Genomic DNA, 21,951 nt, shown 5'->3' on the forward strand with positions numbered 1-21,951 from the left:
ATGGCGGTCGACCGGCTAGGATGCTGCGATGCGACAGAACCACTTCATCGCAGCTGCGGCCGTCTGCCTCGCGCTGATCGTCTATGCCACGCTGGCGACGCTTGCGGGCAGGCCGGTGCTGCTGGGCCATGCCGAGGCCTATTGGGTCGTGGTCATCGAGCGCTTCAGCGCCTATTGCGTGTTGGGCTTCCTGCTGTCGTTCATGCTGCCGGGGCGCTTCAGGCTCGCTTGCGCGTTCGTCATCGCCGTCGCCGTCGGGCTTGAGCTATTGCAGGCGATGATACCCGATCGCGATCCGCGATTCATCGACGTGCTGCAAAAGGCCGCCGGCGGCATCCTCGGCGTCAGTCTCGCCCAGACCATCCTGGCATTCCTGCCCAGACCACCGTCCTGACGCGCGCGACGTCGGCCTGGATCGCGCGCGCGATGTGCTGACGAGCCCGACAGGTTACTTTGCCATCTGCCCGCGCAGCTCACCACCCGGATTGGCCGCGGTGTGGATGTTCGCATACCACTTGCCGGCCAGCAGATCAGCAGCCTGCGCTTCGGTGAGAGTCGCGGTGCCCTGGATCGGGCTTTGCGCCGACTTGAACGGCAGCGCGATGCCGGCATTCTTGCCCGCTTCACTCGGTCCATGGAAATGCGCGCCGAGCGCGGGACCGGTCAGGCCCGTGTAGGTGAGCGTGTAGGTCAGGACCTTCGTATTGGTATCGAAAGCCGCCTCGGCTTTGCCGGAGGCGGAACTCGTATTGGGCGGCACTTCGTTGCTGCCCTTGAGTTCCGCATGCAGTTTGACCACTTCGGCACTCGCCGCCGTCACGAGAAGAGGCGGAAGCGCAAAAACCAACGCACCTGCCAAGCACACGGCTCTCATCATCGCAATCTCCCAGCCCGGATCCCGTTGAACTCAACCCGTTCCGGTGTGGAACACCAGGGGGCACGCCAAATTCCGGTTGGATGATTATGCCTGATTCGAATGGAGACTGCTGCCGGAGCAGCGGAATTACGCCACCCCGCGCCGGAAGCTCTCCTGATTGGAGCCCAAGCCGCCGGACATCTGCCGGTGTGTCTCTCGCAACGCAGTGATCGCTTCATCAACTCCGTATTCGCCTTCGCGAATGATCTCGAAAAACCGGGTCATCAAGGCGAAGTCCAGCTTGACGCGAGTGTTTCCATCGCGGCTCTTGCGGCGGTCGAGCGACAGATTCAGTGCCAGCCCCCTGGCCTCAGTGGCATTACAACCGCAGAGGGTCGCGAGTTCGTCATAAGTCATCCAGATCTGAGGCATATCCCTGTCCGTCTTTTGTTATGGGCCTCAACCTAGATTTCACATCTGAAAGCACTCTTGCCGCAGTGCGGTCGCCACATGCTTTCGCGAGAACAGCGTCAACGCAAAACTAAGACGCCGGAGGTCGGGAGGGCGTGAACGGCGGCCGGGGCCGCGATCGGCTGTCGAGCCCCTTGGGCAATTTGTCGGGATTGAGCTTCACGATCGCGCATGTGGCGTCGGCTGCCACGGCCTCTTCCTGGCTGTAGATCAGCGTGGCCTCGAACTTGATCTCGGGCACCTCCCTCGCCGCCCCCGAGCATGTCGCCATTGCGCCGCTGCATATGCCGGACAGATCGACCTCGACTTCATCAGGACCGAACACGCTGGGATTACCCTCGGCATGCCGTTTCACGGTGAGGACCGCGGTGAAGCGTTGCTGATCGACCTGATAGGAGCCACCATAGGTGAAGAAGCTGTCGCGACCCGCGATCCGCCCCTCGACCAATTCGACAAGACCTGTGCCTTGGCCAAGCGGTGTTCTGAACCAGGCAGCGTATTTGCCGTCTCTCAGCATGGAAATCATCCGCCGTAAAATTCAAACGTATTTGCGACCAACTCTGGGGCGCGACAATGACCGTGACGACACGTATTCGGCCACGGTTAACGCCCTGCAAAGCCGGTTCGTCAAATTGCAGGCTCCGCCCTGGCGGTGCGGACGGCAGATTTAAAACAGTTCGATGCCGTCATCCGCCGGTGCGAGCGCTTCAACCCGGTGTGCGGCGGCGCTCGACGAAAGCCCAAGCGTTTGCAGGAATTCGCGGTGGACATCGCGCTCGCGCTCCATCGTGTAACGTGCAAAGAGATCGTCGAGCAGCGCCTCGTCCTGCGGATGCGGCCGACGCGTGCTCGCGCTTGCGGTCTCGAGGCGCGCCGCGATGGCAGGCAGAGTAGCGGAAGACTCGCCGAGCGAGCTCATCAGGCCCTGCGCCGAATTCATCAGGCCTTCGAACTCGGCGCCCTCGTCGACGAGCCGGCTCATCAGCTTGTCGAGCCGTTCGTTGCCGACCTCGACCTCGCGCAACGCCTGGAGGATCTGCGGCTCCAGATTGGCGAGCCGGGTGGGATCGCCCTGGACGCGGAGCTCTTTCAATTCGTTGGCCGAACGCTCGATGCCGTCGAGGACGGGCCGCAGGCGTCCCGCCCCCGCAGAGACCTGGTCGGCCGTCGCCTTGAGCTCATTGGCGATGACGACGAAGGCGCTGCCGCGGCTGCCGAGATGGCTCGCCTTGAGCCCAGCATTCATGCCGATCAGCGTGATATCGACCGTGGCCTCTGCCAGGCCCGCGATGGCCTGACGGAATTTCGCCAGCGTATCCTCGACGACCGCAAGGGCCTCGTCGACCGAGCGGCCGGCGCTCTCGCAGGTGGCGATCAGGGTCGACGCCTGCGCCAGCGTCTGCTTGATGCGCGCGAGGGCCGAGGATGAGGAGCCGTTCTCGCCGCCGAACAGCGAGCGGCCGTGACCGACGACGCCACTCGCATCGTTCAGGATCGCCGTCAGCGCCCGGATGATCTGGTCGATATCACCGCCGAACTCGCGCTGGGCGTCCCTGAGTTGGGCCGCCTCGAGCTTGCGGATTGCAAGCACACCGTCTTCGCTGGCAACCGGCTGAGGGACAAGGCCCGGTTCCGATCCGGACGAGAGACGCAAACCATGACAGACATGTTCGAGACGCTGCCGCGTACTGTCGCCGGCCTGCAGGGAAATGATCGCGCCGCCGACTGCCCCGGCGATCTTCCGGGTGCTGCTGCCCGCGAGTTCAGCGAGATGGCCGCTCCTGCTGCGTTGTTCACGCAATCCTGAATAGGCCGCGCCGAGTTCGGCGCTCTCTGCGATCAGTTGATCGCCATAGCGGCTCTCGAACTCCCTCTGTCGGCCGGACGCCGTGGCGACTGCTTCCGACAGGCGCTGCTGATCCCGCGCGCAGCCCTCGATCGAGCCCTGCACGGCCTTGCCGAGATCGTAGGCTTCCTGCGTAAAGGCAAGAAAGCCCTCGCGATCGCCGTCAAGCGAGGCCGCCTCGATCCGCGCGCTGCGCGCGATGATGGTGATCATCTGGATATGCTTGAACAGGGGCTTCAGCAGCGCCGACGCCTCGGTCGTGCTCTTGCCGATCATCGTCAGCAAGGCATTCTCGGCCGGCAAGGCGCGCGCCAGTTCGCCCAGCCGCGCTGCAATCTCCTGCAGCGCGGTCGCGGCGCCCTCGATCTCGGCGCCCGAGAGTTCTCCGGAGAGAGAGGCGAGCCCCTGATTGAGATCCTTGAAGACGATGTGACCGCGACCGAGCTCCCGACCGACGCGCGCGAAAACGTCCTCAATGCGCGACGAGACGTCTTCGACCGCGGCGATCGCATCGTTCAATGTGCCGGTCGGAGTGGCTGACATCACGATCAACCCACCGCCGCCGCGTGCCCGGCCTGGTACCACTGCATGATCTCGCGCGGAATGAGGTTCAGCGCGACCACCTTCTCGACCCCGCCATGGGCGATGGCTTCCTTGGGCATGCCGAACACGACGCAGCTTTCTTCGTCCTGGGCCCTGGTCGAGGCGCCAAGCTTGCGCATCTCCAGCATGCCGCGTGCCCCGTCATCGCCCATGCCGGTCATGATGACTCCGAGCGCATTGGCGCCGGCATGCTGGGCGGCCGAACGAAACAATACGTCGACCGAGGGGCGATGTCGCGACACCGGCGGACCGTCCTTGATCGCGACCTGATAGCGCAGGCCGATGCGCTGGAGCAGCATGTGGCGTGCGCCCGGCGCGATATAGGCCCAGCCGGGCAGCACCGTTTCCCCGTCCTCCGCTTCCTTGACGCGGATCTGGCAGACGCCATCGAGACGCTTGGCAAAGGCCGCGGTAAAGCCCGCCGGCATGTGCTGGACGATCAGGATCGGAGGACAGTTCGCCGGCAACATCTCGAGGACATCGTTGAGCGCTTCCGTTCCGCCCGTCGACGCGCCGATGCACACGATACGCTCGGTGGTCGGCCGAGCCTTGCCCAGAACCGGCGGCGGGATGATGGCATCCGCCGTCAGCTTCTTCTCGATCACCCGCCGTTCCGTACGCGGCCGCACGCGCGCGCGCGCGGCCGACTTCACGGATTCACGCAGCCGTGTCGAGCATTCGAGCAGCGCCAATCGCGTGTCGATCTTCGGCTTGGGAACGATGTCGACGGCACCGGCTTCGAACGCCTCGAACATCACGTTCGAGCCTTCCTCGGTGAGCGAGGAGCAGATAATTACCGGAATCGGCCGCTGCGCCATGATCTTGCGCAGGAACGTCATTCCGTCCATGCGCGGCATCTGAAGGTCGAGGATCATCACATCGGGGATTTCGTCCTGGAGACGGCGCGCCGCCACGAACGGATCGGACGCTGTCGCCATCACCTCGATATCGGGGTCGTCATTCAGAATCGTCTGAAGGATTTGGCGGACCGACGCCGAATCGTCCACGATCAACACGCGAACTTTCTCCCTCGGCATGTTGAATGCGCTCCCGCTCAGACTTGAAAAATGGTCGGCTGAACCTGCTTCAGCCCCGGAACGGCACTGTGAACCATCGATTCCGAATGTCCGACCAGCAAATACCCTCCCGGTCGCAAATGACTGCAAAGCTGCTCGACGACCTTACGCTGCGTCGGCTTGTCGAAATAGATCAGCACGTTGCGGCAGAAGATCATGTCAACGTCACGATCGACGGGATAGGACGCGTCCATCAGGTTCATCCGCATGAAATGCGTCATGCGCCGAAGTTCCGGCACCACCCGCACTTCGCCGCGTGACCTGTCGCGCGAGGACAGGAAATATCGCTTCACGAACGGCTCCGGCACCGGTGCCAGCACATCGCGAGTGTAGATCGCGGTCCTGGCGAGGCGCAGCACCGCGGTCGAGATGTCGGTCCCGAGGATACGGTACTGAAACCGCGATCCGCTCCGCGTCATGTCATCCAGCACCATCGCAGTGGTGTAGGCTTCCATGCCGGTCGAGCTCGCCGAGCTCCAGAACTTCAGGTTAGCGTTCTTGCTTCCATGCGACTTCAGCAAAGCCGGGATGGCGATCTCCCGCATGAAGGTGAAATGCTGCGGCTCGCGGAAGAAATCGGTCTTGTTGGTCGTCACCACATCGATCAGATGGGTGAGCTCCGTGTCGAAATGATCGACCTCAAACAGGTTGTCGACATATTCGTTCAGATCGGAGAAGTTCAAGGCGCGCACACGCTTGTGCAGGCGTCCCTCCAGCATCAGTCGCTTGCCCTGCGGCAGCTTGATGCCGACCTGACCTTCGATCAGCTCGGCAATGGTCCGGAAATGACGGTCCGAAAGATGCACGGCCGTATCTTGCAGAGCCGGCATCATGGCTGCCCGCTCCGGCCGTCGAGGCCCGAATGCAATGAATGTCGGACCATCAGGGCCATTTTTGATTCCTGCACGTTTACGCGACAACAGAGGAAGACAGGCCCGCGCTCAAGGAGCAGACCTGTCCCCGGACAATTTCAGCGCTGAAAATCGGCGTCCCGATCATCCTCGCCATCGTGCATGTCGAAAGCAAAGCCACCACCGCCCGCGACCTTCATGACGCGCGCCGGCTTGGCCTGCGGCTTCCTGGCGGGACGCTCGGTCGCCGCCATGGTCGCAGCCTTGGTACGGAGCTGATTGACCGCCCGGTCGATCGGCGCCTGGGTGTGGCCCTTGCCGCCATGCTCGATGCGGAAATAGGCGATCGTCGATTGAAGCTGCTCGGCCTGCGAGGCAAGCTCTTCCGAGGTCGAGGACACTTGCTCGGAGGCGCTGGCGTTCTGCTGGCCGACCTTGTCGAGCTGCTGGATCGCCTGGTTGATCTGGGCCGAACCGACGTCCTGCTCGCGGCAGGCGGCCGTGATCTCCTCGACCAGCTCGGCGGTCTTCTTGATATCCGGAACGAGCTTGGAGAGCATGGAACCTGCTTCCTGCGCCACTTTGACCGTGTCCGCCGAGAGCGTGCCGATCTCGGCAGCGGCCGCCTGGCTGCGCTCTGCGAGCTTGCGCACTTCGGAAGCGACCACCGCAAAGCCCTTGCCGTGCTCGCCGGCACGCGCGGCCTCGACCGCGGCATTGAGCGCGAGCAGGTCGGTCTGCCGCGCGATTTCCTGCACGATTGTGATCTTCTCGGCGATGGTCTGCATTGCGTTGACGGCGCGGCCGACCGCAGCACCGCTGGCTTCGGCGTCCTTTGCCGACTGCGCAGCGATCTTCTCGGTCTGATTGGCGTTGTCGGCATTCTGCTTCACGTTCGAAGCCATCTCCTCCATCGAAGAGGAGGCTTCCTCGGCGGACGAAGCCTGCTCGGTCGCGCCCTGCGAGAGTTGTTCTGCGCTCGCCGAGAGCTCCTGGCTGCCCGCAGAAACATTCTGCGCCGCGGTCAGGGCCTCCGACACGATCTGACGGAGCTTTTCCACCATGCGCTCGAGCGCGAGACCGAGCGTGTCCTTATCCGACAGCGCCTTTGCTTCGACGGTGAGGTCGCCCTGCGCGATCTGGTTGGCAAGGGCCGCGGTCTGGTTCAGGTTGACCGTCATCGCGTTCAGCGATTTGACGAGATCACCGATCTCGTCATTGCTGGACGCATCGATCGTGCGGCTGAGGTCACCGATCGCGACGGCGTCCGCAAGGTCAACGGCATTCGCGAGCCCGCGGCTGATATTGAGCGCAATCCAGGTCGCGGCCACAGTGGCAATCAACAGCGAGGCAAGCACAAGGCTGATCAGGATGATCTCTGCGCGACTTCCGTCCTGCCTCGCCTGCTCGGCTTCGTCCGCCATCGCCTTCTTGACATAGACCACATAGGCATTGGCGGCGTCCATCGCGTCGGCGACCACCTTGCGGCCGTCATGCATGGAGCGATCCATCGACTTGGCCTTGTCCGTCTTTGCCAGCCTGACGGTCTCGTCCTGATAAGCGTTCATCCTGGCGTAGGCCGTGATGAAGACGTCCATCATCTTCTTGCCGCTTTCGCTTGCAGCCGAATAGATCTCGTCCTTGGACTTCTGCAGGGACTCGCGAACCTTGGCTAGATCGGCGGTGAAGAGGTCATACTCGGCGTCAGACGCCAGGATCGAGTTCTTCTCGGCGCGCACCTGCGCCAGAATGCCCTTTTCGAGCTCTGCGGCCTTCTCCATTCGGCCGGCACGTGCGACCAGGTGTTCGGCGGTTCCGACCATGTCGGACAGTTTGAGATAGCCGACAGCGCCGGCGATCATGGACAGCAGGATGACGACGCCAAACGCGCTCGCGAGCTTGGCTTTGACGGTAAATCTCATGGTCAGTCTCGTTGTTCGGATTTCAATTGCTTACGCGCGAAAACGCTTACTGTCGCAAAACTCAGGCGGCGCGAGAGGCCTCGCCCGGCAATTCGTCGTTGGCCATCAGCTTGGCGAGGTCGAAAATGACGACGAATTTCTCGCCTTTGCGGCCGATGCCGGCGGCGTAGTCTGACTGCCATTTGCCGCCCACCTCGGGGATCGGCTCGATCGCCTGCTCGTCGATGTCGGTGACTTCGAACACGCAATCGGCGACGAAGCCGACACCGACCAGGCGGTCCTTCATCGGCACGTCGAGGATGATGATGCGGGTCGCCTCGGTGGAGGCGACGGCCGGCAGGCCGAGCTTGGTCCGGAGATCCACGATCGGGTAGCCGGCGCCGCGGACGTCGATCATGCCGAGCAGAAAGTTCGGTGCATGCGGCAGGCGCGAGATCGGCCGCATGTCCAGGATTTCCCGCACGTTGCGGATGCTGATGCCGAACGTCTCGCCGGCGAGCCCGAGCGTCAGATATTGAGAGGTTGCGGCCATTTCCAAGTCCAGGGTCAGATGGTTTTTATGCCTAGGTCAGCGCTGAAACTCGGCGTCGCGATCGTCTTCGCCGTCCTGCATGTCGAAAGCGAAACCGCCGCCACCCGCAACTTTCATCGCGCGCGCCGGCTTTCGAGCGGGCACGGGCTTCTTTGCGCCACGATCCGCCACCTGCATCTGTCCCGCCTTGCTGCGGAGCTGGCTGACGGCGCGGTCGATCGGCGCGGATGCGGCGCTCTCACCACGGCCAGCCTGCTCGATGCGGAAGAACGAGATGGTCGACTGGAGCTGCTCGGCCTGCGAGGCCAGCTCTTCCGAGGTCGACGACACCTGCTCGGAGGCGCTGGCGTTCTGCTGCCCGACCTTGTCGAGCTGCTGGATTGCCTGGTTGATCTGCGAGGAGCCGACATCCTGCTCGCGGCAGGCGGCAGTGATTTCCTGCACCAGCTCGGCGGTCTTCTTGATGTCCGGGACGAGCTTGGACAGCATGTCACCGGCTTCCTGTGCGACCTTCACGGTCTCGCTCGACAGCGTGCCGATGTCGGCGGCCGCAGCCTGGCTGCGCTCGGCAAGCTTGCGCACCTCGGAGGCAACCACCGCAAAACCCTTGCCATGCTCGCCGGCGCGCGCGGCTTCGACCGCGGCGTTCAGGGCGAGCAAATCGGTCTGACGCGCGATCTCCTGCACAATCGTGATCTTCTCGGCGATGGTCTGCATCGCCTGGACGGCGCGGCCGACGGCGATGCCGCTGGCTTCGGCATCCTTGGCCGACTGCCCCGCGATCTTCTCGGTCTGATTGGCGTTGTCGGCGTTCTGCTTCACGTTCGAAGCCATCTCCTCCATCGAAGACGAGGCTTCCTCGGCGGACGACGCCTGCTCGGTCGCACCCTGCGAGAGCTGCTCGGCGCTGGCGGAGAGCTCCTGGCTGCCGGCGGAGACGTTCTGCGCTGCGGTGAGCGCCTCGGCGACGATCTGGCGAAGCTTCTCGACCATGATGTTCAGCGACTTGGTGAGGTCGCCGATCTCGTCATTGCTGGCGGAGGGGATTGTCTGATTGAGATCGCCGTTGGCGACTGCACCGGCCAGGCCGACCGCGCGGCCGAGCGAACGGCTGATCGAGATCGAAATCCACAAGGCGGCGGCGATCGCGACCAGCAGCGAGATGCCGAGAAGCGTCATCAGCAGGAACTGCGCCTGGTGCCCCTCCTCCTTCGATTGAACGGCCTGCTCGGCCATCTGCTTCTTGGTGTTATCGACATAGACGCCCATGGACTCGAGCGCTTCGTTCACGACCTTGCGGCCCTCGTTCATCGAGCGTTCCGTCGCCTTGGCCTTGTCGGTCTTGGCGATCCGGATCGTCTCCTCCTGATAGGCGTTCATCTTGGCGAAGGTCACGGCGAAGGCATCCAGCAGCTTTCTGCCGGCCTCGCTGGCGAGCGCGTAGACCTCGTCCTTGGTTTTGGAGGCCTCCTCGCGGCGCTTCGCAGCGTCGGCGACGGCCTGTTCGATCTCGCTGTCGGTACCGAGTATCGCGTTCTTCTCTGCACGCAACTGGATGAGAATGTCCTTCTCGACTTCGGTCGCCTTCTCCATGCGCTTGGCGCGAAGGACCATGCTGTCGGCAGTTGCCATCATGTCGCCGAGCTTCATGTAGGCGACGCCGCCGGCGACCATCGACAGAACGATGACCAGGCCGAACGCGCTGGCAAGCTTTGCCTTGACCGTAAATCTCATATCCGCCCCTAACCCGATCTCGCCCGAGACCCCGTTTTCAATTCAGAATGCGTTCCATGTTCGGAACGATGACGAACTCTTCACGCCATTTCGCGATGAAGCGAATGTACTCCGGCTTCCAATGCATGCCGACGCGCGGCGTCTGCTGCACGTCGGTCTGCGAGATCTCCGTGACCTCGTAGACCTTGTCGGCGGTGACGCCGACCAGTACGGGCTCATTGTCGAGCTCGATCTCGATGACGACGATGCGCGTATCCGCGGAGTCTTCCGGCTGCGGCATGCCGAAGCGGATGCGCAGATCGGCGAGCGGAATGACATTGCCACGCACGTTGATCACGCTGGGAACGAAAGCACGCGCGCCGGCCACCCTGGTCACGGGCACGGGATCGATGATCTCGCGCACGAGGCCGGCGTCGAGCGCGAATTTCTCCTCGCCGAGCCCGATCATGACGACCTGCATCGCGTCGGCCTGGTGTTCGGCTGCCAATCCGTCGGTCATCACGCCGCCTCGCTGATGTGCTGTTTCTCGACCTTCGACTGCGCCAGCGTGACGAGCTGCGCGACATCGAGGATTAGCGCCGCTGTGCCGTCGCCCAGGATCGTCGCACCGGAGAAGATCGTGACGTCCGAATGCAGCTTGGAAAGCGACTTGATGACGGTCTGGTGGTTGCCGATGATCTGGTCGGCGACGAGGCCGACATGGGTCTCGCCGGTTGAAATGATGATCGTCTTCTGGTGCCGATCAGGCGCACCGGATGCCGACATGATTTCGCGCAGGCGGAGGAAGGGCACGAGATTGCCGCGCACGTTGAGGAAATTGCGCCCGCGGGAGCGTTCGTCCTCGGCAGTCAGCTCGATGCATTCTTCCACTGCCGACAGCGGAATGATGTAGCGGCCCTCACCGACACGGATCAGCAGGCCTTCGATGATCGCGAGCGTCAGCGGCAGGCGCAGCGTGACCGTGGTGCCCTGGCCCTGCCTGGTCGACAGGTCGATCGAGCCGCGCATGTTCTCGATGGTGCGCTTGACGACGTCCATGCCGACGCCGCGGCCGGACAGCGCGGAGATGGTCTGCGCGGTCGAGAAGCCCGGGTGGAACAGGCACTGGTGAATCTCGTGATCAGAGAGCACGGCACCTGCGGCGATCAGGCCCTGTTCTTCGGCCTTGGCGCGGATGCGGGCGGTGTTAAGGCCGCCGCCATTGTCCTTCACGGTGACGAGCACCTGCGCGCCGGAATGCACGGCTGCGAGCTCGATCCGGCCCTGCTCGGTCTTGCCGTTGGCGGAGCGGGTCGCGGTGTCCTCGATGCCGTGGTCGATGGCGTTGCGGATCAAGTGCACCAGCGGATCGGCCAGGCACTCGATCATGGTCTTGTCGAGCTCGGTATCCTCGCCCGAGGTGACGAACTCGACCGGCTTGGACAGGTCGCGCGACAGATCGTGGATCAGGCGACGGAAGCGGCCGAACAGCGAGCCGATCGGCACCATGCGCGCGCCCATCGTGGTGTCACGCAAGGACGAGGCCAGACGCTCGATTTCCTCGGCGATGATCTTGATCGAGAGATCAGAACCGGAGGCGGCGAGCTGGGTCAGCCGTGCCTGGGCAATGACGAGCTCGCCGACGCGGTCCATCAACTCATCGAGGCGCTCAGCCTGGACGCGGACGGTGGCAATGCCGCGATCGTCGCGCTTGGCTTCGACTTTCGGTTCCAGCTTTGCTTCGGGTTTGGGCTCTGGCTTTGCGACGGGCTGCGCGACGACGGGCACAGCAACAACCTCAGCGACCGGCGCGGGCATCTCGATCGCCAGGGCCGGTTCCTCGTCGAGCAGCTGGAACAGCGGCGCCGGCATGGGCGCCTCGACCTGCTCCAGCGGCAGGAGCGTCAGCTTCATTTCGTCCGAGACGAACATGAAGACGTCGTCGATCGCATCCTTGTCGCAGGCCGCGTGCAACTTGACGTCCCACTTCAGATAGCAGTCTTCCGGTTCCATCTCGTCGAGGAACGGGATGCCGTCGGTGATTGGCACGACGAAGCAGGGGCCGAGCTTGCAGAGATCTTCGAGGAGATCGAGCGGGTTCGAGCCGTTGCGCAGGATATGGGATTCGAATTCCAGGTAGAGATGCCAGCCGGCCTGCTTGCTCTCGACGGGAGCCAGCGGCGGCGCTTCGACCATCACGGCGATCGGAGCGGCGGGCTGATCCGACGACACGAAGCGCTTGAGATCGTCGAGGATGGCTTCGCCGATGATGTCGTCGGTCGATTGCGGAGCCTCGATCAGGGCGCGGATATAGTCCTTGGCGGCAAGCGCGACCGAGATCAGTTCCTGGGTCGGCTTGATCTCGCCTTTGCGGACGCGATCGAAGGCCGTCTCGAATTCGTGGGTAAAGGAGGCGACCTTGTCGAAGCCGAACATCGCACCCGAGCCCTTGATCGTGTGCAGGGCACGGAACGCGGAATCGACCAGTTCGCGATCGTCGGGACGCTGACCGAGGTCGAGCAGGGCCCCTTCAAGGACCTCGAACAGTTCGCTGGCTTCCTGGCGAAAGACCTCGGTCGGGTCCATCGCGTTCATGCGCGCACCAGCTTTGCGACGACGGCGAGCAGCTGCTCGGGCTTGAACGGCTTGGTGATCCAGCCGGTGGCGCCGGCGCTCTTGGCCTCTTGCTTCACCGTGTCATTGGACTCGGTGGTCAGGAACACGATGGGCATACCGACAGCGCTCGGCAGCTTGCGCAGCGCCTTGATCAGTTCCAGCCCGTTCATGACAGGCATGTTAAGATCGGTGATGACGAGGTCGAGCTTGCCGGCCTGCGCCTTGGCGAGGCCTTGCGCGCCGTCACCAGCCTCGATCACGCTGTGACCGGCCGGCTCGAGCACGACCTTGATCATCTGCCGGATGCTGGGAGAATCGTCGACCGTGAGAATCGTGGCCATTAGATGCCATCTTTCTTTTGCGGGAAGTGCTGATCGATCATTGCCTCGCTGGCGAAGCCGGCGCGACGAAGGGTGTTGCGCAGAGATTGGGAAAAGGAAGTCAGGACCACCGGGCGGCCTTGAGCGTCGCCAGTCTTGGCAGCCGACAGCAGAAGCTGGATCGAGGTCACGTCGGCCTTGTCGACGCTGGAACAATCGATCTCGAGCCGGTCCTGCCGGCCGAACGCTTCGCGGATCAGGTCATAGACATTCCGAATCGCAGCGATGCTGCAATCTGCAGGCAGCCGTAGGGACCACTTCGGCTCAGTGACATCAGACGACATTCGTCCCCCAAAATTCCCGGGATTCACTGCACGCATCGCGCGAATCCCGTGCGATGACTATTCGTGTGGGAGAGTATGCAAAACCCTAATGGAGCCACCCGTACAACTACGGGTCACATTCCCAGGAACTTCGCGTAAGCATGCAAACGTGCATGCCCCGCTTAAATCTCATGCGCTGCGCGCAACGTTGAGGCGGTTTGACGCGGCATGAATGTTTGCTCCACGTTAAATCACGGGGACTATTCGTTGAGATCACGCCTCGCCATCCGAACGAGTCCGGCCGCCGATGCTGACCCAAGCGCTTCTGGTTGATGACAGCCGCTCCGTCCTCAATTTCCTGAAACGTCATATCGAAGCGGAAGGCCTCGTCGAGGCCACCACGTTCCTCGATCCCGTCGAGGCGGTGGCCTGCGCGCGCGAACGCGTGTTCGATCTCGTGCTGGTCGACTACGAAATGCCGCACATGGACGGCATCAGCTTCATCCGAACGCTGCGCACACTGCCGGGATGCACCGATATTCCGATCGCGATGATCACGTCGCGGCAGACCGACGACGTCAAAATGCAGGCGCTGCAGGCAGGTGCAACCGATTTCCTGCCCAAGGCACCGCAGAGCGTCGAGATGACGGTGCGCTTGCGGAATTTGATTCAGCTTGGTGCAGCCGTACGCAAGCTCAATGATCGCGCTGCGCATTTGGCGAGCGAAGTCGCTGCCGCCACACGCAAGCTCGGCGAACGCGAAGAGGAGATCATCCTGCGGCTCGCACTCGCGGTCGAATATCGCGACAACGACACCGGCGAGCACACGCTGCGGGTCGCCCGCTACAGCCGGATCATCGCCGAGCAGCTTGGCCTCCCTGCCCGACTTTGCCGTGACATCTATCTCGCAGCTCCCCTGCACGATGTCGGCAAGGTTGCCATTCCCGACAAGATCCTGCTCAAGCCCGGCAGGCTGACCGACGACGAGATGGCGGTGATCCGCACCCACGCCATGATCGGCGAGAGGATCTTGGCCGATTCCAGTTGCGAGCTGATCCAGTTGGGGGCGCAGATTGCCGCAGGCCATCACGAACGCTGGGACGGCGCCGGCTATCCGAACGGCCTCAAAGCAGGCGAGATCCCTGTCGCCGCGCGCGTGGTCGCAGTCGCCGACGTCTTCGACGCCCTGACAACGCGACGCCCGTACAAGGAGCCGATGCCGCTGGACGCCGCGCGCGCCTATCTGGTCGAGAATCAGGGACGGCAGTTCGACCCGGCTTGCGTCGACGCCTTTCTATCGCGCTGGAACGAGGTCGTGGCGATCGCCACCGGTCGGGCAGCGCCGTCGTTGCAGACGTCCGGGACTGCCCCCGAACTCATTATATTAGGAGCGGCCGGGAGCCCGAGGGACCAGGACCACACGCCGGAAACCGTCTGACGGCACGCATGGAGCCACCGTTGGCCGCGGCGCCGTTTTTTGCCATCACAGGTTTGAACCTGATCCTGCTAGGGTACACCAATACTGAGAGTGATTCTGATCACACTTGCCTGGACCATCCCCTGATACCCTCCCGCCGAGACGTGGATCAGTCTCCCAATCCTTCGAACTGGAACGAGAAAAACCATGAGAAGCCTGATCGGCGCCGTTGTCGGCGTGTTCTGCCTTAGCGCGCCGGCCATTGCCGAGACGCCGGCCGCCATCGTCGAGGACGTGCAGGGTAAGGTCGACGGCATCGAATTCATGGATTACGTGGCGCCCGGCAAGATCATCAAGCTTGGCCCCAAGGCCGGCATCACGCTGAGCTATCTGAAATCCTGCCTGCGCGAGACCATCACTGACGGCGTCGTGCTGGTCGGCGCGGAGCAAAGCACCGTGCAGCTCGGCAACATCACGCGCGTCAAAGTCCCGTGCGATGCCAACGCCGTGCAGCTCTCCGAGCGCGAGGCGAACCAGAGCGCGGCGACCACGTTCCGCAGCGTGCGGGCCGACACCAACAGCGCTCCGGCCAAGCTGCCGACGATCTACGGTGTCGCGCCGCTGATTCAGGCCAAGAGCGGCAGCACGCTGGTGATCGAACGCACCGACGGCAAGGAGCCCACGATCACCCTTCCGCTCAAGAATGACATCATGGTCGCCAAAAAATTCTACGACCTTTCGAAAGCCGGCAAGTCGCTGACCCCGGGCGGCAGTTATCTCGCGAAGCTCGGCACCAAGCGCTACACTTTCCAGGTCGACGCCAGCGCGACCGCATCGCCGACGCCGATTGTCGGCCGTCTGCTGCGGCTCGAATAGACGTCCGCGACAGCAACGATGCGGCGGATCGGCAGGCGGGACATCGTTGCGGCGATCCTGATTGCGCTCGTTGCTGGTGCGGCCTTCACGTCTCCGCCGTTTCAGCGACTGCAAGGTCTCTCACTCGACATTCTCACGGCCTTGCGCTGGACACTGATCGGCGACCACCGCGATCCCGCAACGTCGCCAGTCGTCGTCATTGCCATTGACGGGGAGACCTACGAGACGCCGCCGTTCAGGGGGTCGCCGACGCAAACCTGGACGCGCGAGATCGGCCGGGTGCTCGGCAGCATCACCGAGGGCGGTGCCAAGGTCATCGGATTCGACGTCATCTTTCCGAGCTCGATCGAGCAGTCGGAAATTCCCTTTGGCGATACGTCATTCGGCAGCCGCGTGAGGGGATTTGACCGGGATTACCTGATCGCCCTGCGCAAGCTATCCGACAGCGGCAAGCTCGTGCTCGGCGAGGTCCTGAGCAACGACCATCCGGACGCGCCCTTCCCCGCACAGCGGCTTGCAGTGAAGAACAATGTCCGCGCCCTCAATGTTCACACCGATCTTGACGACGTCATCCGGCGCATGCCGCTGAGCTTTTCGATCGGTGGCAAGCCGGTCCCGGCGATGGCCGTCGAGCTTGCCGCGCGTGCCCGTGGCGGACCGCCGGAGACCGAACCACCTGCCGCAACGATCATGCCCGGCTATGCTGTCCCGAGCGCGGTGCCCAACACGCTGACGCTCAATTTCCGCGGCATGGGCCGCGACATCCCAGCCTATTCCTTCGCCGACCTGCGCGCCTGCGTCGAAAAGGGCGACACCGAATTCTTCCACCGCGCCTTCGACGGCAAGGTCGTCCTGCTCGGCACCATCCTCAATTTCGAGGACCGCAAGCTCACGGCAATGCGGCTCGCCGGCGGATATGACGGGACGCCAGCTGCGCGGTGCGCCCTGCCGGCGCCGGCACGCGCGGCGCAGAAGGCGCGCAACGACGTCGCGGGCGTCTTCGTCCATGCCACAGCTATCCGAAACTTGCTCGAACGCGATGCCGTCACTGAGCTCGGCTTTCCGCTGCGGGCGTTGATGGCGATCATGTTCGCGGCGATCGTTGCCTGCGCAGCCTGCATGCTGGCGCCGAGCGGCGCGCTGATCGTTTGGCTCACACTCTCCGCGGCCTATACCGCCGCCGCCGTCGGCACGTTCGTGCATGCGCTTGCCCTCCCCCTGACCGAGCCCGTGTTTTCGGGTCTCGCAGCCCTCACGATGATGGGCGGCTACCGCTTCGCCATCGCCGACCGCGAGGAGCGCTTCCTGCGCAAGAGTTTTGCGTTCTATCTCGCGCCCGAGGTGATCGACGGCATGGTCGCCTCCGGCAAGATGCCCGCGCTCGGCGGCGAGATGCGCAACATCACCATGTTCTTCTCGGACCTCAGCGGGTTCTCCTCGATCGCCGAGAAGATGACGCCGAACGAGCTGGTCGCTTTGATGAACGACTATCTGTCGGCCATGACCGACATCATCGAAAGCCATGGCGGCTATGTCGACAAATATATCGGCGATTCCATCGTCGCCATGTTCGGTGCGCCGGCGGACGATCCCGATCATGCGGAGCACGCGGTCGCGGCGGCGCTGCAATGCCGCGATCGCCTGGAGGAGCTCAACGGCAGCCATCCCGCATTCCGGGGCCGCGGCCTCGCCCATCGAATCGGGCTGAACAGCGGCGAAGCCGTGGTCGGCAATATCGGCTCGCGGCGGCGCTTCAACTACACGGTCATGAGCGACACCGTGAACCTCGCCTCGCGTCTCGAAGGCGCCAACAAATATTTTGGCACCGTGATCATGGCCTCCGAGGCAACCGTGAACCAGAGCCGTAGCGCCTACAGCTGGCGCGAGCTCGACATGGTCAAGGTGCAGGGACGCGACGAGCCGATCAGGGTGTACGAACCGCTCGCCGGGAAGAACCAGGAGACGCGGGAGCAAGGCATTCGCGCGGCGACCTATGCCAGGGGCCTTGCTTGCTGGCGCGTGCGCGACTTCACCAAAGCGGCCGAACTGTTCGAAAGCGCCGCCAGCGACGATCCGCCGTGCGGATATTTCGCCAAGCGTGCACGAGCCCTGGCGGCCAATCCGCCGGCGGCCGAGTGGACGCCGGTGAATAAGCTGGAAGGGAAGTAGCGGCTCGAAGAAGCGCAAGCCGACATATTTCTCTGCGGGCAAGCGCTGCAGCCCCCGCGCGCCTTCGCGCGCAGCTCGATGGCGATGAAGGCTGATCCGCGCCTTACTGGTGCGCGCTCTCCCGCACAGATTCCGTTGGAGTTTCCTCCGGGTGCCGCTTCTCGTAGTGCAGGAACAGATCGAGCAGCGCCAGGAACACGATGACCACGCCGAAGCCGATGCTCAGATGCATCGCCCGCGTATGCGGAAATCCGAGCAGCCAGGGCGACGCGATGAGCCAGACGCCCATCAGGACGTTGATCCATTCCTCCCAGTCCCGGTAGGCGATGATAGCCGCCAGCGAGAGCACGACAATGACGGCACTTGTGACCCAGAGGTCGATCTTGCCCTCACTGTTGGTCAGCTTGAACAGCCAAGGCGATATGAAGAGGACGGCCGCGAGAAACAGATTGTAGACATCAGGGACAGTTTCGCGCTCTTGCAGCTTGCTCATGGCAAACACTCCGCGGGGAACCTGTCAGAGCAAAGATCGGGAGGCGATTTGGTTCCCGACCGGCAGTGATCTCCTGCCTAGACTTTGGTCTCACTCAGGAACCGAAGCGACGGCGGTAGTCCTGCGGCGCCGTGGCGAGCACGCGAAGAAAGCTTCGTCGCATGGTCTCCTCGGACCCGAAGCCGCAACGCTGGGATATCCGCTTCACCGGCAAGCGCGTCTCCGAGAGCATCCGCCGAGCAGCTTCCACTCGCAGCCGCTCGATGGCCCGAAGCGGCGTTAGCCCGGTAGCCTTCGCGTAGTGGCGGCTGAAACTGCGTTCACTCATGCCGGCCTCGCGCGCCAGTCTGGACAGGGATAAATCGCTGGCAAGATGCTTGCTGATCCATTGGTGCAACGCGCCGAATTCGTCCTCGGCCGATTGCAGCGACAGCGCCTCGCTGAACTGCGCCTGCCCGCCCGGTCGCTTCAGGAAGACGACGAGATAGCGCGCGACTGCCAGGGCCGCGGTGCGGCCGAGATCTTCCTCCACCAGGGCTAATGCCAGATCGATGCCTGCGGTCACGCCTGCCGAGGTCCAGATCGCGCCATCGCGCACGAAGATCGGATCTGGCTCCACGCGGATGGCCGGGAAGCGTCTCGCAAGCTCGGCACAGTACGACCAATGAGTCACCGCGCGCCGTCCGTCGAGTGTGCCCGATGCACCGAGCAGAAATGCGCCGGTGCAGACCGACGCCACGCGCCGAGCCTTCTTGACGCGTTGCCGCAGCCAGTCCAGCAACGCCGGATCGGAAGCAGCGCGATCGACACCCGGACCGCCAGCGACCACCAATGTGTCCAGCCCACTGCTGCCGCGCGGGAGGGGCTCTGCTGCGATCTCGAGACCTGACGACGCCGTTACGCGCGCGCGGTCTTTCGCCACCACGCGAAGGACGTAAGGCGGCGCTCCACCAGCCTCCACGATCTGCTCGTTGGCGGTCGCGAACACCTGGAGTGGCCCCGTGACGTCGAGCAACTGCACCGACGGATAGGCCAGTACTTCGATGATACGCACGGGGTCCCGTGCAGCACGCGACGTGGGGTTTGGCGAAAAGCGAGGGGTCTTTGGCATTTGCGCCAAAGCCTGGCTGGTTATGTTGCTGCTGTCCAGTCGAATTGGAGAGCCGCCCATGATCCCGCACGAGACGCATCTGCAAATCGGATCCCTGCTGTTCGACGGTATCGACCAGATCGATCTGACCGGCCCGTTCGAGGTGCTGTCGCGCATTCCCAACGCGACCTATCGCATCTACGCCAGGACGCCCGCATCGGTGCGCGACGTCAGGGGTCTCCGGTTGGTACCGGATGCGACGCTCGCAGATGCACCCCGGCTCGACGTGCTTCATGTGCCCGGCGGTTTTGGCCAGGAGGCCTTGATGGCGGACGAGGAAGTTCTCGCCTGGATCCGTCGGCAGGCCACCGACGCCAGCAATATCTTTTCAGTCTGCACCGGCGCTCTGCTCCTCGGCGCGGCAGGGCTTTTGCGCGGACGGCGGGCGACGACCCATTGGGCTTCATTTCATCTGCTGCCACTGTTCGGCGCCGTTCCGGTCAACGAGCGCGTCGTGGTCGACGGGACCTGGATCTTTGCCGCCGGCGTGACCGCCGGCATCGACGGCGCCCTGCGGCTCGCAGCCGAGCTCCGCGGCGACGACGTAGCCCGTGCGATCCAGCTCTACATGCAGTATGCGCCCGAACCGCCCTTCGACAGCGGCACGCCGGAGCGCGCTCCGGGCGCAATCCTCGATCAGGCGAGGCGTGCCGTGGCCGACATCACCGCGCAACGCGAGGCGACCGCCCGGCGCATCGCCGCGAAGCTCGGGATCGCCACCTCCAATCTCTGATCCGCGACGTCAGACACTCAACAAAGGGAGAGACCATGAGCACGAAAACCTTCACCAAGACCGCCCCGCCGGAATGGCTCCTCGCCATGTGGAAGGAGATCGACGACAAGACATTCGGCAAGGGCTTTGACTGTTTCGCAGAAGATGCCATCTGCAATCTCGGCGTTGCCGACTGGCACGGCCGCGAGGCGATCCGCAACAATTTGCGGCAGTTCATCGACCGCGGCTTTACAGCGCTCCACGACGTCGTCGAGTTCTGGGATAGCCCTGAGCTCAAGATCTTCCACGGCAAGGTCGCGATGCGTTTCGACGATCCCAACATCGCGCCCGTGCGACCGACGATGGTCCATTTCTTCTATATGGACGAAAAGGATCGCACCAAGGTGAAGCACTGGATCGGCGCGGTGGGACCGACCGGCTTCTAGTTTCACCGACCGCAACGACAAAAGCGGCCCCACCTCCGGGTGGGGCCGCTCCATTTTGAACGGGACCAATCAGATGTCGAAGAACACCGTCTCGTCCGGACCCTGCAAATTGATTGTGAAGGAATACGCCACCTTGCCCTCGCGCTCGCTACGCGCGGCGATCAAGGTCTTGCGACGCACCGGCGGCTCGACCAGGTTGAGCACGGGATCGGTAGCGTTGGCAGCCTCCTCATCGGAGAAATAGAGCCGTGTGTTGAGACCGATGTTGATGCCACGCGCGACGATCCAGATGTCGACGTACGGCGCGCACTTGCGCCCGGCCCGGTCGATGATTGCGCCCGGCTTGATGGTCTCGAAGGTCACCAGCCCACTCTCGAAATCGGAGCCGCCGCGGCCCCAGCCGCGGAAATCCGCGTCAAGCGCGCCGGCAGAACGATCGGCCGGATGATTGTAGCGGCCTGCCGCATTGGCCTGCCAGATCTCGAGCAGGACGTCGCGCAGCGGGGAGCCGCCGCCGTCGAGCACCCTGCCTTCAAGCGTGATCCGCTCGCCTCGTGTGTTCGGCGTCACCAGAACGTTGGAAAAATTCTTCTCGAAGATGTCGAAGCCGGCCATGGCCGGAATCAGGCCGATATGGACGTAGGGCCCGGCGGTCTGCGAGGCGGTTTCCTTGAGATAGTTGAGCTGCTGCGGCATGAGCTCAGTTTCCTGCGGTGCGGTTTTCGAAATAGGTGGAGCGTGACCCGCGGAGCACGATGTCGAAGCGGTAGGCGAGCGAGTCGAGCGGGGTCGAGGCGTTGAGATCCAGCGGCGCCACGAGACGTTCGAGTGCGTCCTTGTCCGGAATCGTCGTGAGAATCGGGCAGACCGGGATCAAAGGATCGCCTTCGAAATACATCTGCGTGATCAGCCGTTGCGCAAAGCCCGAGCCGAACACCGAGAAGTGGATGTGGGCAGGGCGCCAGCTGTTGACGAAGTTGCGCCAGGGATAGGGGCCGGGCTTCACGGTGCGGAAATAATAGTAGCCGGTGTCGTCGGTCATCGCGCGACCGCAACCGCCGAAGTTGGGATCGACCGGTGCCAGGTACGTGTCCTTCCTGTGCCGGTAGCGGCCGCCGGCGTTGGCCTGCCAGAACTCCACCAGCGTGTTCGGCACGCCGCGTCCGCTCTCGTCCAGCACGCGGCCATGGACGATGATGCGCTCGCCGACGGGATCGCCGTCCTTGGCGTAGTTGCGGATCAGATCGTTGTCGAGCGGCCCGAGATCGTTGTGGCCGAACACCGGCCCCGTGATCTCAGAGACCGAGTTCTCCAGCGACAGCAGCGCCTGGCGCGGCGAGCGCAGCACCGAAGACTTGTAACCAGGCGCATATGCCGGCGGATGGATGGTGCGGTCGCGCTGAAAAAACCCGCCGTCACCCGGGGTAAACGGCTCGGGGCGATTGAGGCGGGGCTCCCGTAAGGCTGGCGCCTGGACATTCATCGGCGTTGTCTCTCCCTGTGGCCGCGACCGGTTTCGGGCGCTGCGTGTTGGCGAGATCATGGGCCAGCCTATTCCA

23 protein-coding genes are annotated in these 21,951 nt (G+C 63.5%); 6 read left to right on the forward strand and 17 right to left on the reverse strand.

All coding sequences use genetic code 11. The features are described from left to right. Window positions 1–28 precede the first annotated feature (28 nt). Window positions 29–394 (forward strand): VanZ family protein, encoded by a 366-nt coding sequence (locus tag JQ631_RS28300; protein ID WP_212332501.1) that lies wholly within the window; start codon window positions 29–31, stop codon window positions 392–394. A 54-nt stretch (window positions 395–448) separates the two neighbouring features. Here JQ631_RS28300 and JQ631_RS28305 read toward each other — a convergent pair whose 3' ends face one another. From JQ631_RS28305 to JQ631_RS28365, 13 genes are all read right to left on the reverse strand, one after another. Beyond that, a complete protein-coding gene (locus tag JQ631_RS28305) occupies window positions 449–877 on the reverse strand; it encodes a CHRD domain-containing protein (protein WP_212332502.1) in 429 nt (142 codons plus the stop codon). Window positions 878–1,003: 126 nt separating this feature from the next. Beyond that, window positions 1,004–1,288: a hypothetical protein gene (locus tag JQ631_RS28310; RefSeq protein ID WP_212332503.1), complete on the reverse strand. Its 285-nt coding sequence runs from the start codon at window positions 1,286–1,288 to the stop codon at window positions 1,004–1,006. Between the two features lie 109 nt (window positions 1,289–1,397). Further along, entirely contained in the window at window positions 1,398–1,844 is a 447-nt protein-coding gene (locus JQ631_RS28315) for a hypothetical protein (protein WP_212332505.1), read from the reverse strand. Between the two features lie 150 nt (window positions 1,845–1,994). Continuing rightward, a complete protein-coding gene (locus JQ631_RS28320) occupies window positions 1,995–3,716 on the reverse strand; it encodes a methyl-accepting chemotaxis protein (RefSeq protein ID WP_212332791.1) in 1,722 nt (573 codons plus the stop codon). Window positions 3,717–3,721: 5 nt separating this feature from the next. Beyond that, window positions 3,722–4,813: a protein-glutamate methylesterase/protein-glutamine glutaminase gene (locus JQ631_RS28325; RefSeq protein WP_212332507.1), complete on the reverse strand. Its 1,092-nt coding sequence runs from the start codon at window positions 4,811–4,813 to the stop codon at window positions 3,722–3,724. A gap of 17 nt (window positions 4,814–4,830) precedes the next feature. After that, entirely contained in the window at window positions 4,831–5,685 is an 855-nt protein-coding gene (locus tag JQ631_RS28330) for a CheR family methyltransferase (RefSeq protein WP_212332509.1), read from the reverse strand. 137 nt (window positions 5,686–5,822) lie between these two features. After that, window positions 5,823–7,625 carry a methyl-accepting chemotaxis protein gene (locus JQ631_RS28335; protein ID WP_212332511.1) on the reverse strand — a complete coding sequence of 601 codons (1,803 nt, stop codon included), beginning with the start codon at window positions 7,623–7,625 and terminating at the stop codon, window positions 5,823–5,825. A 61-nt stretch (window positions 7,626–7,686) separates the two neighbouring features. Then, window positions 7,687–8,157, reverse strand: a complete 471-nt coding sequence (locus JQ631_RS28340; protein WP_212332513.1) for a chemotaxis protein CheW — start codon at window positions 8,155–8,157, stop codon at window positions 7,687–7,689. 36 nt (window positions 8,158–8,193) lie between these two features. After that, entirely contained in the window at window positions 8,194–9,891 is a 1,698-nt protein-coding gene (locus JQ631_RS28345) for a methyl-accepting chemotaxis protein (RefSeq protein WP_212332515.1), read from the reverse strand. A 37-nt stretch (window positions 9,892–9,928) separates the two neighbouring features. Next, window positions 9,929–10,390, reverse strand: coding sequence for a chemotaxis protein CheW (locus JQ631_RS28350; protein ID WP_212332517.1), 462 nt, complete (start codon window positions 10,388–10,390; stop codon window positions 9,929–9,931). Next, window positions 10,390–12,465: a chemotaxis protein CheA gene (locus JQ631_RS28355; RefSeq protein WP_212332518.1), complete on the reverse strand. Its 2,076-nt coding sequence runs from the start codon at window positions 12,463–12,465 to the stop codon at window positions 10,390–10,392. The genes JQ631_RS28350 and JQ631_RS28355 overlap by 1 nt, the downstream gene beginning before the upstream one ends. Continuing rightward, on the reverse strand, window positions 12,462–12,827 hold the full coding sequence (locus JQ631_RS28360; RefSeq protein ID WP_092300982.1) for a response regulator: 366 nt from the start codon (window positions 12,825–12,827) through the stop codon (window positions 12,462–12,464). The genes JQ631_RS28355 and JQ631_RS28360 overlap by 4 nt, the downstream gene beginning before the upstream one ends. Then, entirely contained in the window at window positions 12,827–13,150 is a 324-nt protein-coding gene (locus tag JQ631_RS28365; RefSeq protein ID WP_212332519.1) for an STAS domain-containing protein, read from the reverse strand. Before JQ631_RS28365 ends, JQ631_RS28360 begins: the two co-directional genes overlap by 1 nt. 286 nt (window positions 13,151–13,436) lie before the next feature. Between JQ631_RS28365 and JQ631_RS28370 the strand changes: the two genes are divergently transcribed. The 3 genes from JQ631_RS28370 (at window position 13,437) to JQ631_RS28380 (ending at window position 17,591) form a co-directional block, all read left to right on the forward strand. Further along, window positions 13,437–14,567: a response regulator gene (locus JQ631_RS28370; protein WP_249161186.1), complete on the forward strand. Its 1,131-nt coding sequence runs from the start codon at window positions 13,437–13,439 to the stop codon at window positions 14,565–14,567. Window positions 14,568–14,753: 186 nt separating this feature from the next. After that, window positions 14,754–15,422: a hypothetical protein gene (locus JQ631_RS28375; protein WP_212332520.1), complete on the forward strand. Its 669-nt coding sequence runs from the start codon at window positions 14,754–14,756 to the stop codon at window positions 15,420–15,422. An 18-nt stretch (window positions 15,423–15,440) separates the two neighbouring features. After that, window positions 15,441–17,591: an adenylate/guanylate cyclase domain-containing protein gene (locus JQ631_RS28380; protein ID WP_212332521.1), complete on the forward strand. Its 2,151-nt coding sequence runs from the start codon at window positions 15,441–15,443 to the stop codon at window positions 17,589–17,591. Window positions 17,592–17,694: 103 nt separating this feature from the next. Here JQ631_RS28380 and JQ631_RS28385 read toward each other — a convergent pair whose 3' ends face one another. Continuing rightward, a complete protein-coding gene (locus JQ631_RS28385) occupies window positions 17,695–18,084 on the reverse strand; it encodes an SPW repeat protein (RefSeq protein ID WP_212332522.1) in 390 nt (129 codons plus the stop codon). 94 nt (window positions 18,085–18,178) lie between these two features. Continuing rightward, on the reverse strand, window positions 18,179–19,129 hold the full coding sequence (locus JQ631_RS28390; protein WP_433995533.1) for a GlxA family transcriptional regulator: 951 nt from the start codon (window positions 19,127–19,129) through the stop codon (window positions 18,179–18,181). A gap of 124 nt (window positions 19,130–19,253) precedes the next feature. On the opposite strand from JQ631_RS28390, the gene JQ631_RS28395 reads away from it, so the two are divergent. Then, window positions 19,254–19,967, forward strand: coding sequence for a DJ-1/PfpI family protein (locus tag JQ631_RS28395; protein ID WP_212332524.1), 714 nt, complete (start codon window positions 19,254–19,256; stop codon window positions 19,965–19,967). Between the two features lie 35 nt (window positions 19,968–20,002). Then, entirely contained in the window at window positions 20,003–20,392 is a 390-nt protein-coding gene (locus JQ631_RS28400) for a nuclear transport factor 2 family protein (RefSeq protein WP_212332526.1), read from the forward strand. 69 nt (window positions 20,393–20,461) lie between these two features. On the opposite strand, the gene pcaG is transcribed toward JQ631_RS28400, so the two are convergent. Together pcaG and pcaH are read right to left on the reverse strand one after the other, a co-directional pair. Beyond that, entirely contained in the window at window positions 20,462–21,088 is a 627-nt protein-coding gene (pcaG, locus tag JQ631_RS28405; RefSeq protein ID WP_212332527.1) for a protocatechuate 3,4-dioxygenase subunit alpha, read from the reverse strand. Window positions 21,089–21,092: 4 nt separating this feature from the next. Further along, a complete protein-coding gene (gene pcaH, locus JQ631_RS28410; protein WP_212332528.1) occupies window positions 21,093–21,875 on the reverse strand; it encodes a protocatechuate 3,4-dioxygenase subunit beta in 783 nt (260 codons plus the stop codon). Window positions 21,876–21,951: the final 76 nt, after the last annotated feature.

Source organism: Bradyrhizobium manausense (assembly GCF_018131105.1).
GTDB lineage: Bacteria > Pseudomonadota > Alphaproteobacteria > Rhizobiales > Xanthobacteraceae > Bradyrhizobium > Bradyrhizobium manausense_B.

What these genes read in the sequence shown, in the direction of transcription:
- JQ631_RS28300 (WP_212332501.1), top strand. Translation starts at nt 29, where the DNA reads ATGCGACAGAACCACTTCATCGCAGCTGCGGCCGTCTGCCTCGCGCTG.
- JQ631_RS28315 (WP_212332505.1), bottom strand. Translation starts at nt 1,844, where the DNA reads ATGCTGAGAGACGGCAAATACGCTGCCTGGTTCAGAACACCGCTTGGC.
- JQ631_RS28385 (WP_212332522.1), bottom strand. Translation starts at nt 18,084, where the DNA reads ATGAGCAAGCTGCAAGAGCGCGAAACTGTCCCTGATGTCTACAATCTG.
- JQ631_RS28310 (WP_212332503.1), bottom strand. Translation starts at nt 1,288, where the DNA reads ATGCCTCAGATCTGGATGACTTATGACGAACTCGCGACCCTCTGCGGT.
- JQ631_RS28395 (WP_212332524.1), top strand. Translation starts at nt 19,254, where the DNA reads ATGATCCCGCACGAGACGCATCTGCAAATCGGATCCCTGCTGTTCGAC.
- JQ631_RS28380 (WP_212332521.1), top strand. Translation starts at nt 15,441, where the DNA reads ATGCGGCGGATCGGCAGGCGGGACATCGTTGCGGCGATCCTGATTGCG.
- JQ631_RS28350 (WP_212332517.1), bottom strand. Translation starts at nt 10,390, where the DNA reads ATGACCGACGGATTGGCAGCCGAACACCAGGCCGACGCGATGCAGGTC.
- JQ631_RS28365 (WP_212332519.1), bottom strand. Translation starts at nt 13,150, where the DNA reads ATGTCGTCTGATGTCACTGAGCCGAAGTGGTCCCTACGGCTGCCTGCA.
- JQ631_RS28355 (WP_212332518.1), bottom strand. Translation starts at nt 12,465, where the DNA reads ATGAACGCGATGGACCCGACCGAGGTCTTTCGCCAGGAAGCCAGCGAA.
- JQ631_RS28320 (WP_212332791.1), bottom strand. Translation starts at nt 3,716, where the DNA reads ATGTCAGCCACTCCGACCGGCACATTGAACGATGCGATCGCCGCGGTC.
- JQ631_RS28360 (WP_092300982.1), bottom strand. Translation starts at nt 12,827, where the DNA reads ATGGCCACGATTCTCACGGTCGACGATTCTCCCAGCATCCGGCAGATG.
- JQ631_RS28345 (WP_212332515.1), bottom strand. Translation starts at nt 9,891, where the DNA reads ATGAGATTTACGGTCAAGGCAAAGCTTGCCAGCGCGTTCGGCCTGGTC.
- JQ631_RS28335 (WP_212332511.1), bottom strand. Translation starts at nt 7,625, where the DNA reads ATGAGATTTACCGTCAAAGCCAAGCTCGCGAGCGCGTTTGGCGTCGTC.
- JQ631_RS28400 (WP_212332526.1), top strand. Translation starts at nt 20,003, where the DNA reads ATGAGCACGAAAACCTTCACCAAGACCGCCCCGCCGGAATGGCTCCTC.
- JQ631_RS28370 (WP_249161186.1), top strand. Translation starts at nt 13,437, where the DNA reads ATGCTGACCCAAGCGCTTCTGGTTGATGACAGCCGCTCCGTCCTCAAT.
- JQ631_RS28305 (WP_212332502.1), bottom strand. Translation starts at nt 877, where the DNA reads ATGATGAGAGCCGTGTGCTTGGCAGGTGCGTTGGTTTTTGCGCTTCCG.
- pcaH (WP_212332528.1), bottom strand. Translation starts at nt 21,875, where the DNA reads ATGAATGTCCAGGCGCCAGCCTTACGGGAGCCCCGCCTCAATCGCCCC.
- pcaG (WP_212332527.1), bottom strand. Translation starts at nt 21,088, where the DNA reads ATGCCGCAGCAGCTCAACTATCTCAAGGAAACCGCCTCGCAGACCGCC.
- JQ631_RS28330 (WP_212332509.1), bottom strand. Translation starts at nt 5,685, where the DNA reads ATGATGCCGGCTCTGCAAGATACGGCCGTGCATCTTTCGGACCGTCAT.
- JQ631_RS28375 (WP_212332520.1), top strand. Translation starts at nt 14,754, where the DNA reads ATGAGAAGCCTGATCGGCGCCGTTGTCGGCGTGTTCTGCCTTAGCGCG.
- JQ631_RS28340 (WP_212332513.1), bottom strand. Translation starts at nt 8,157, where the DNA reads ATGGCCGCAACCTCTCAATATCTGACGCTCGGGCTCGCCGGCGAGACG.
- JQ631_RS28325 (WP_212332507.1), bottom strand. Translation starts at nt 4,813, where the DNA reads ATGCCGAGGGAGAAAGTTCGCGTGTTGATCGTGGACGATTCGGCGTCG.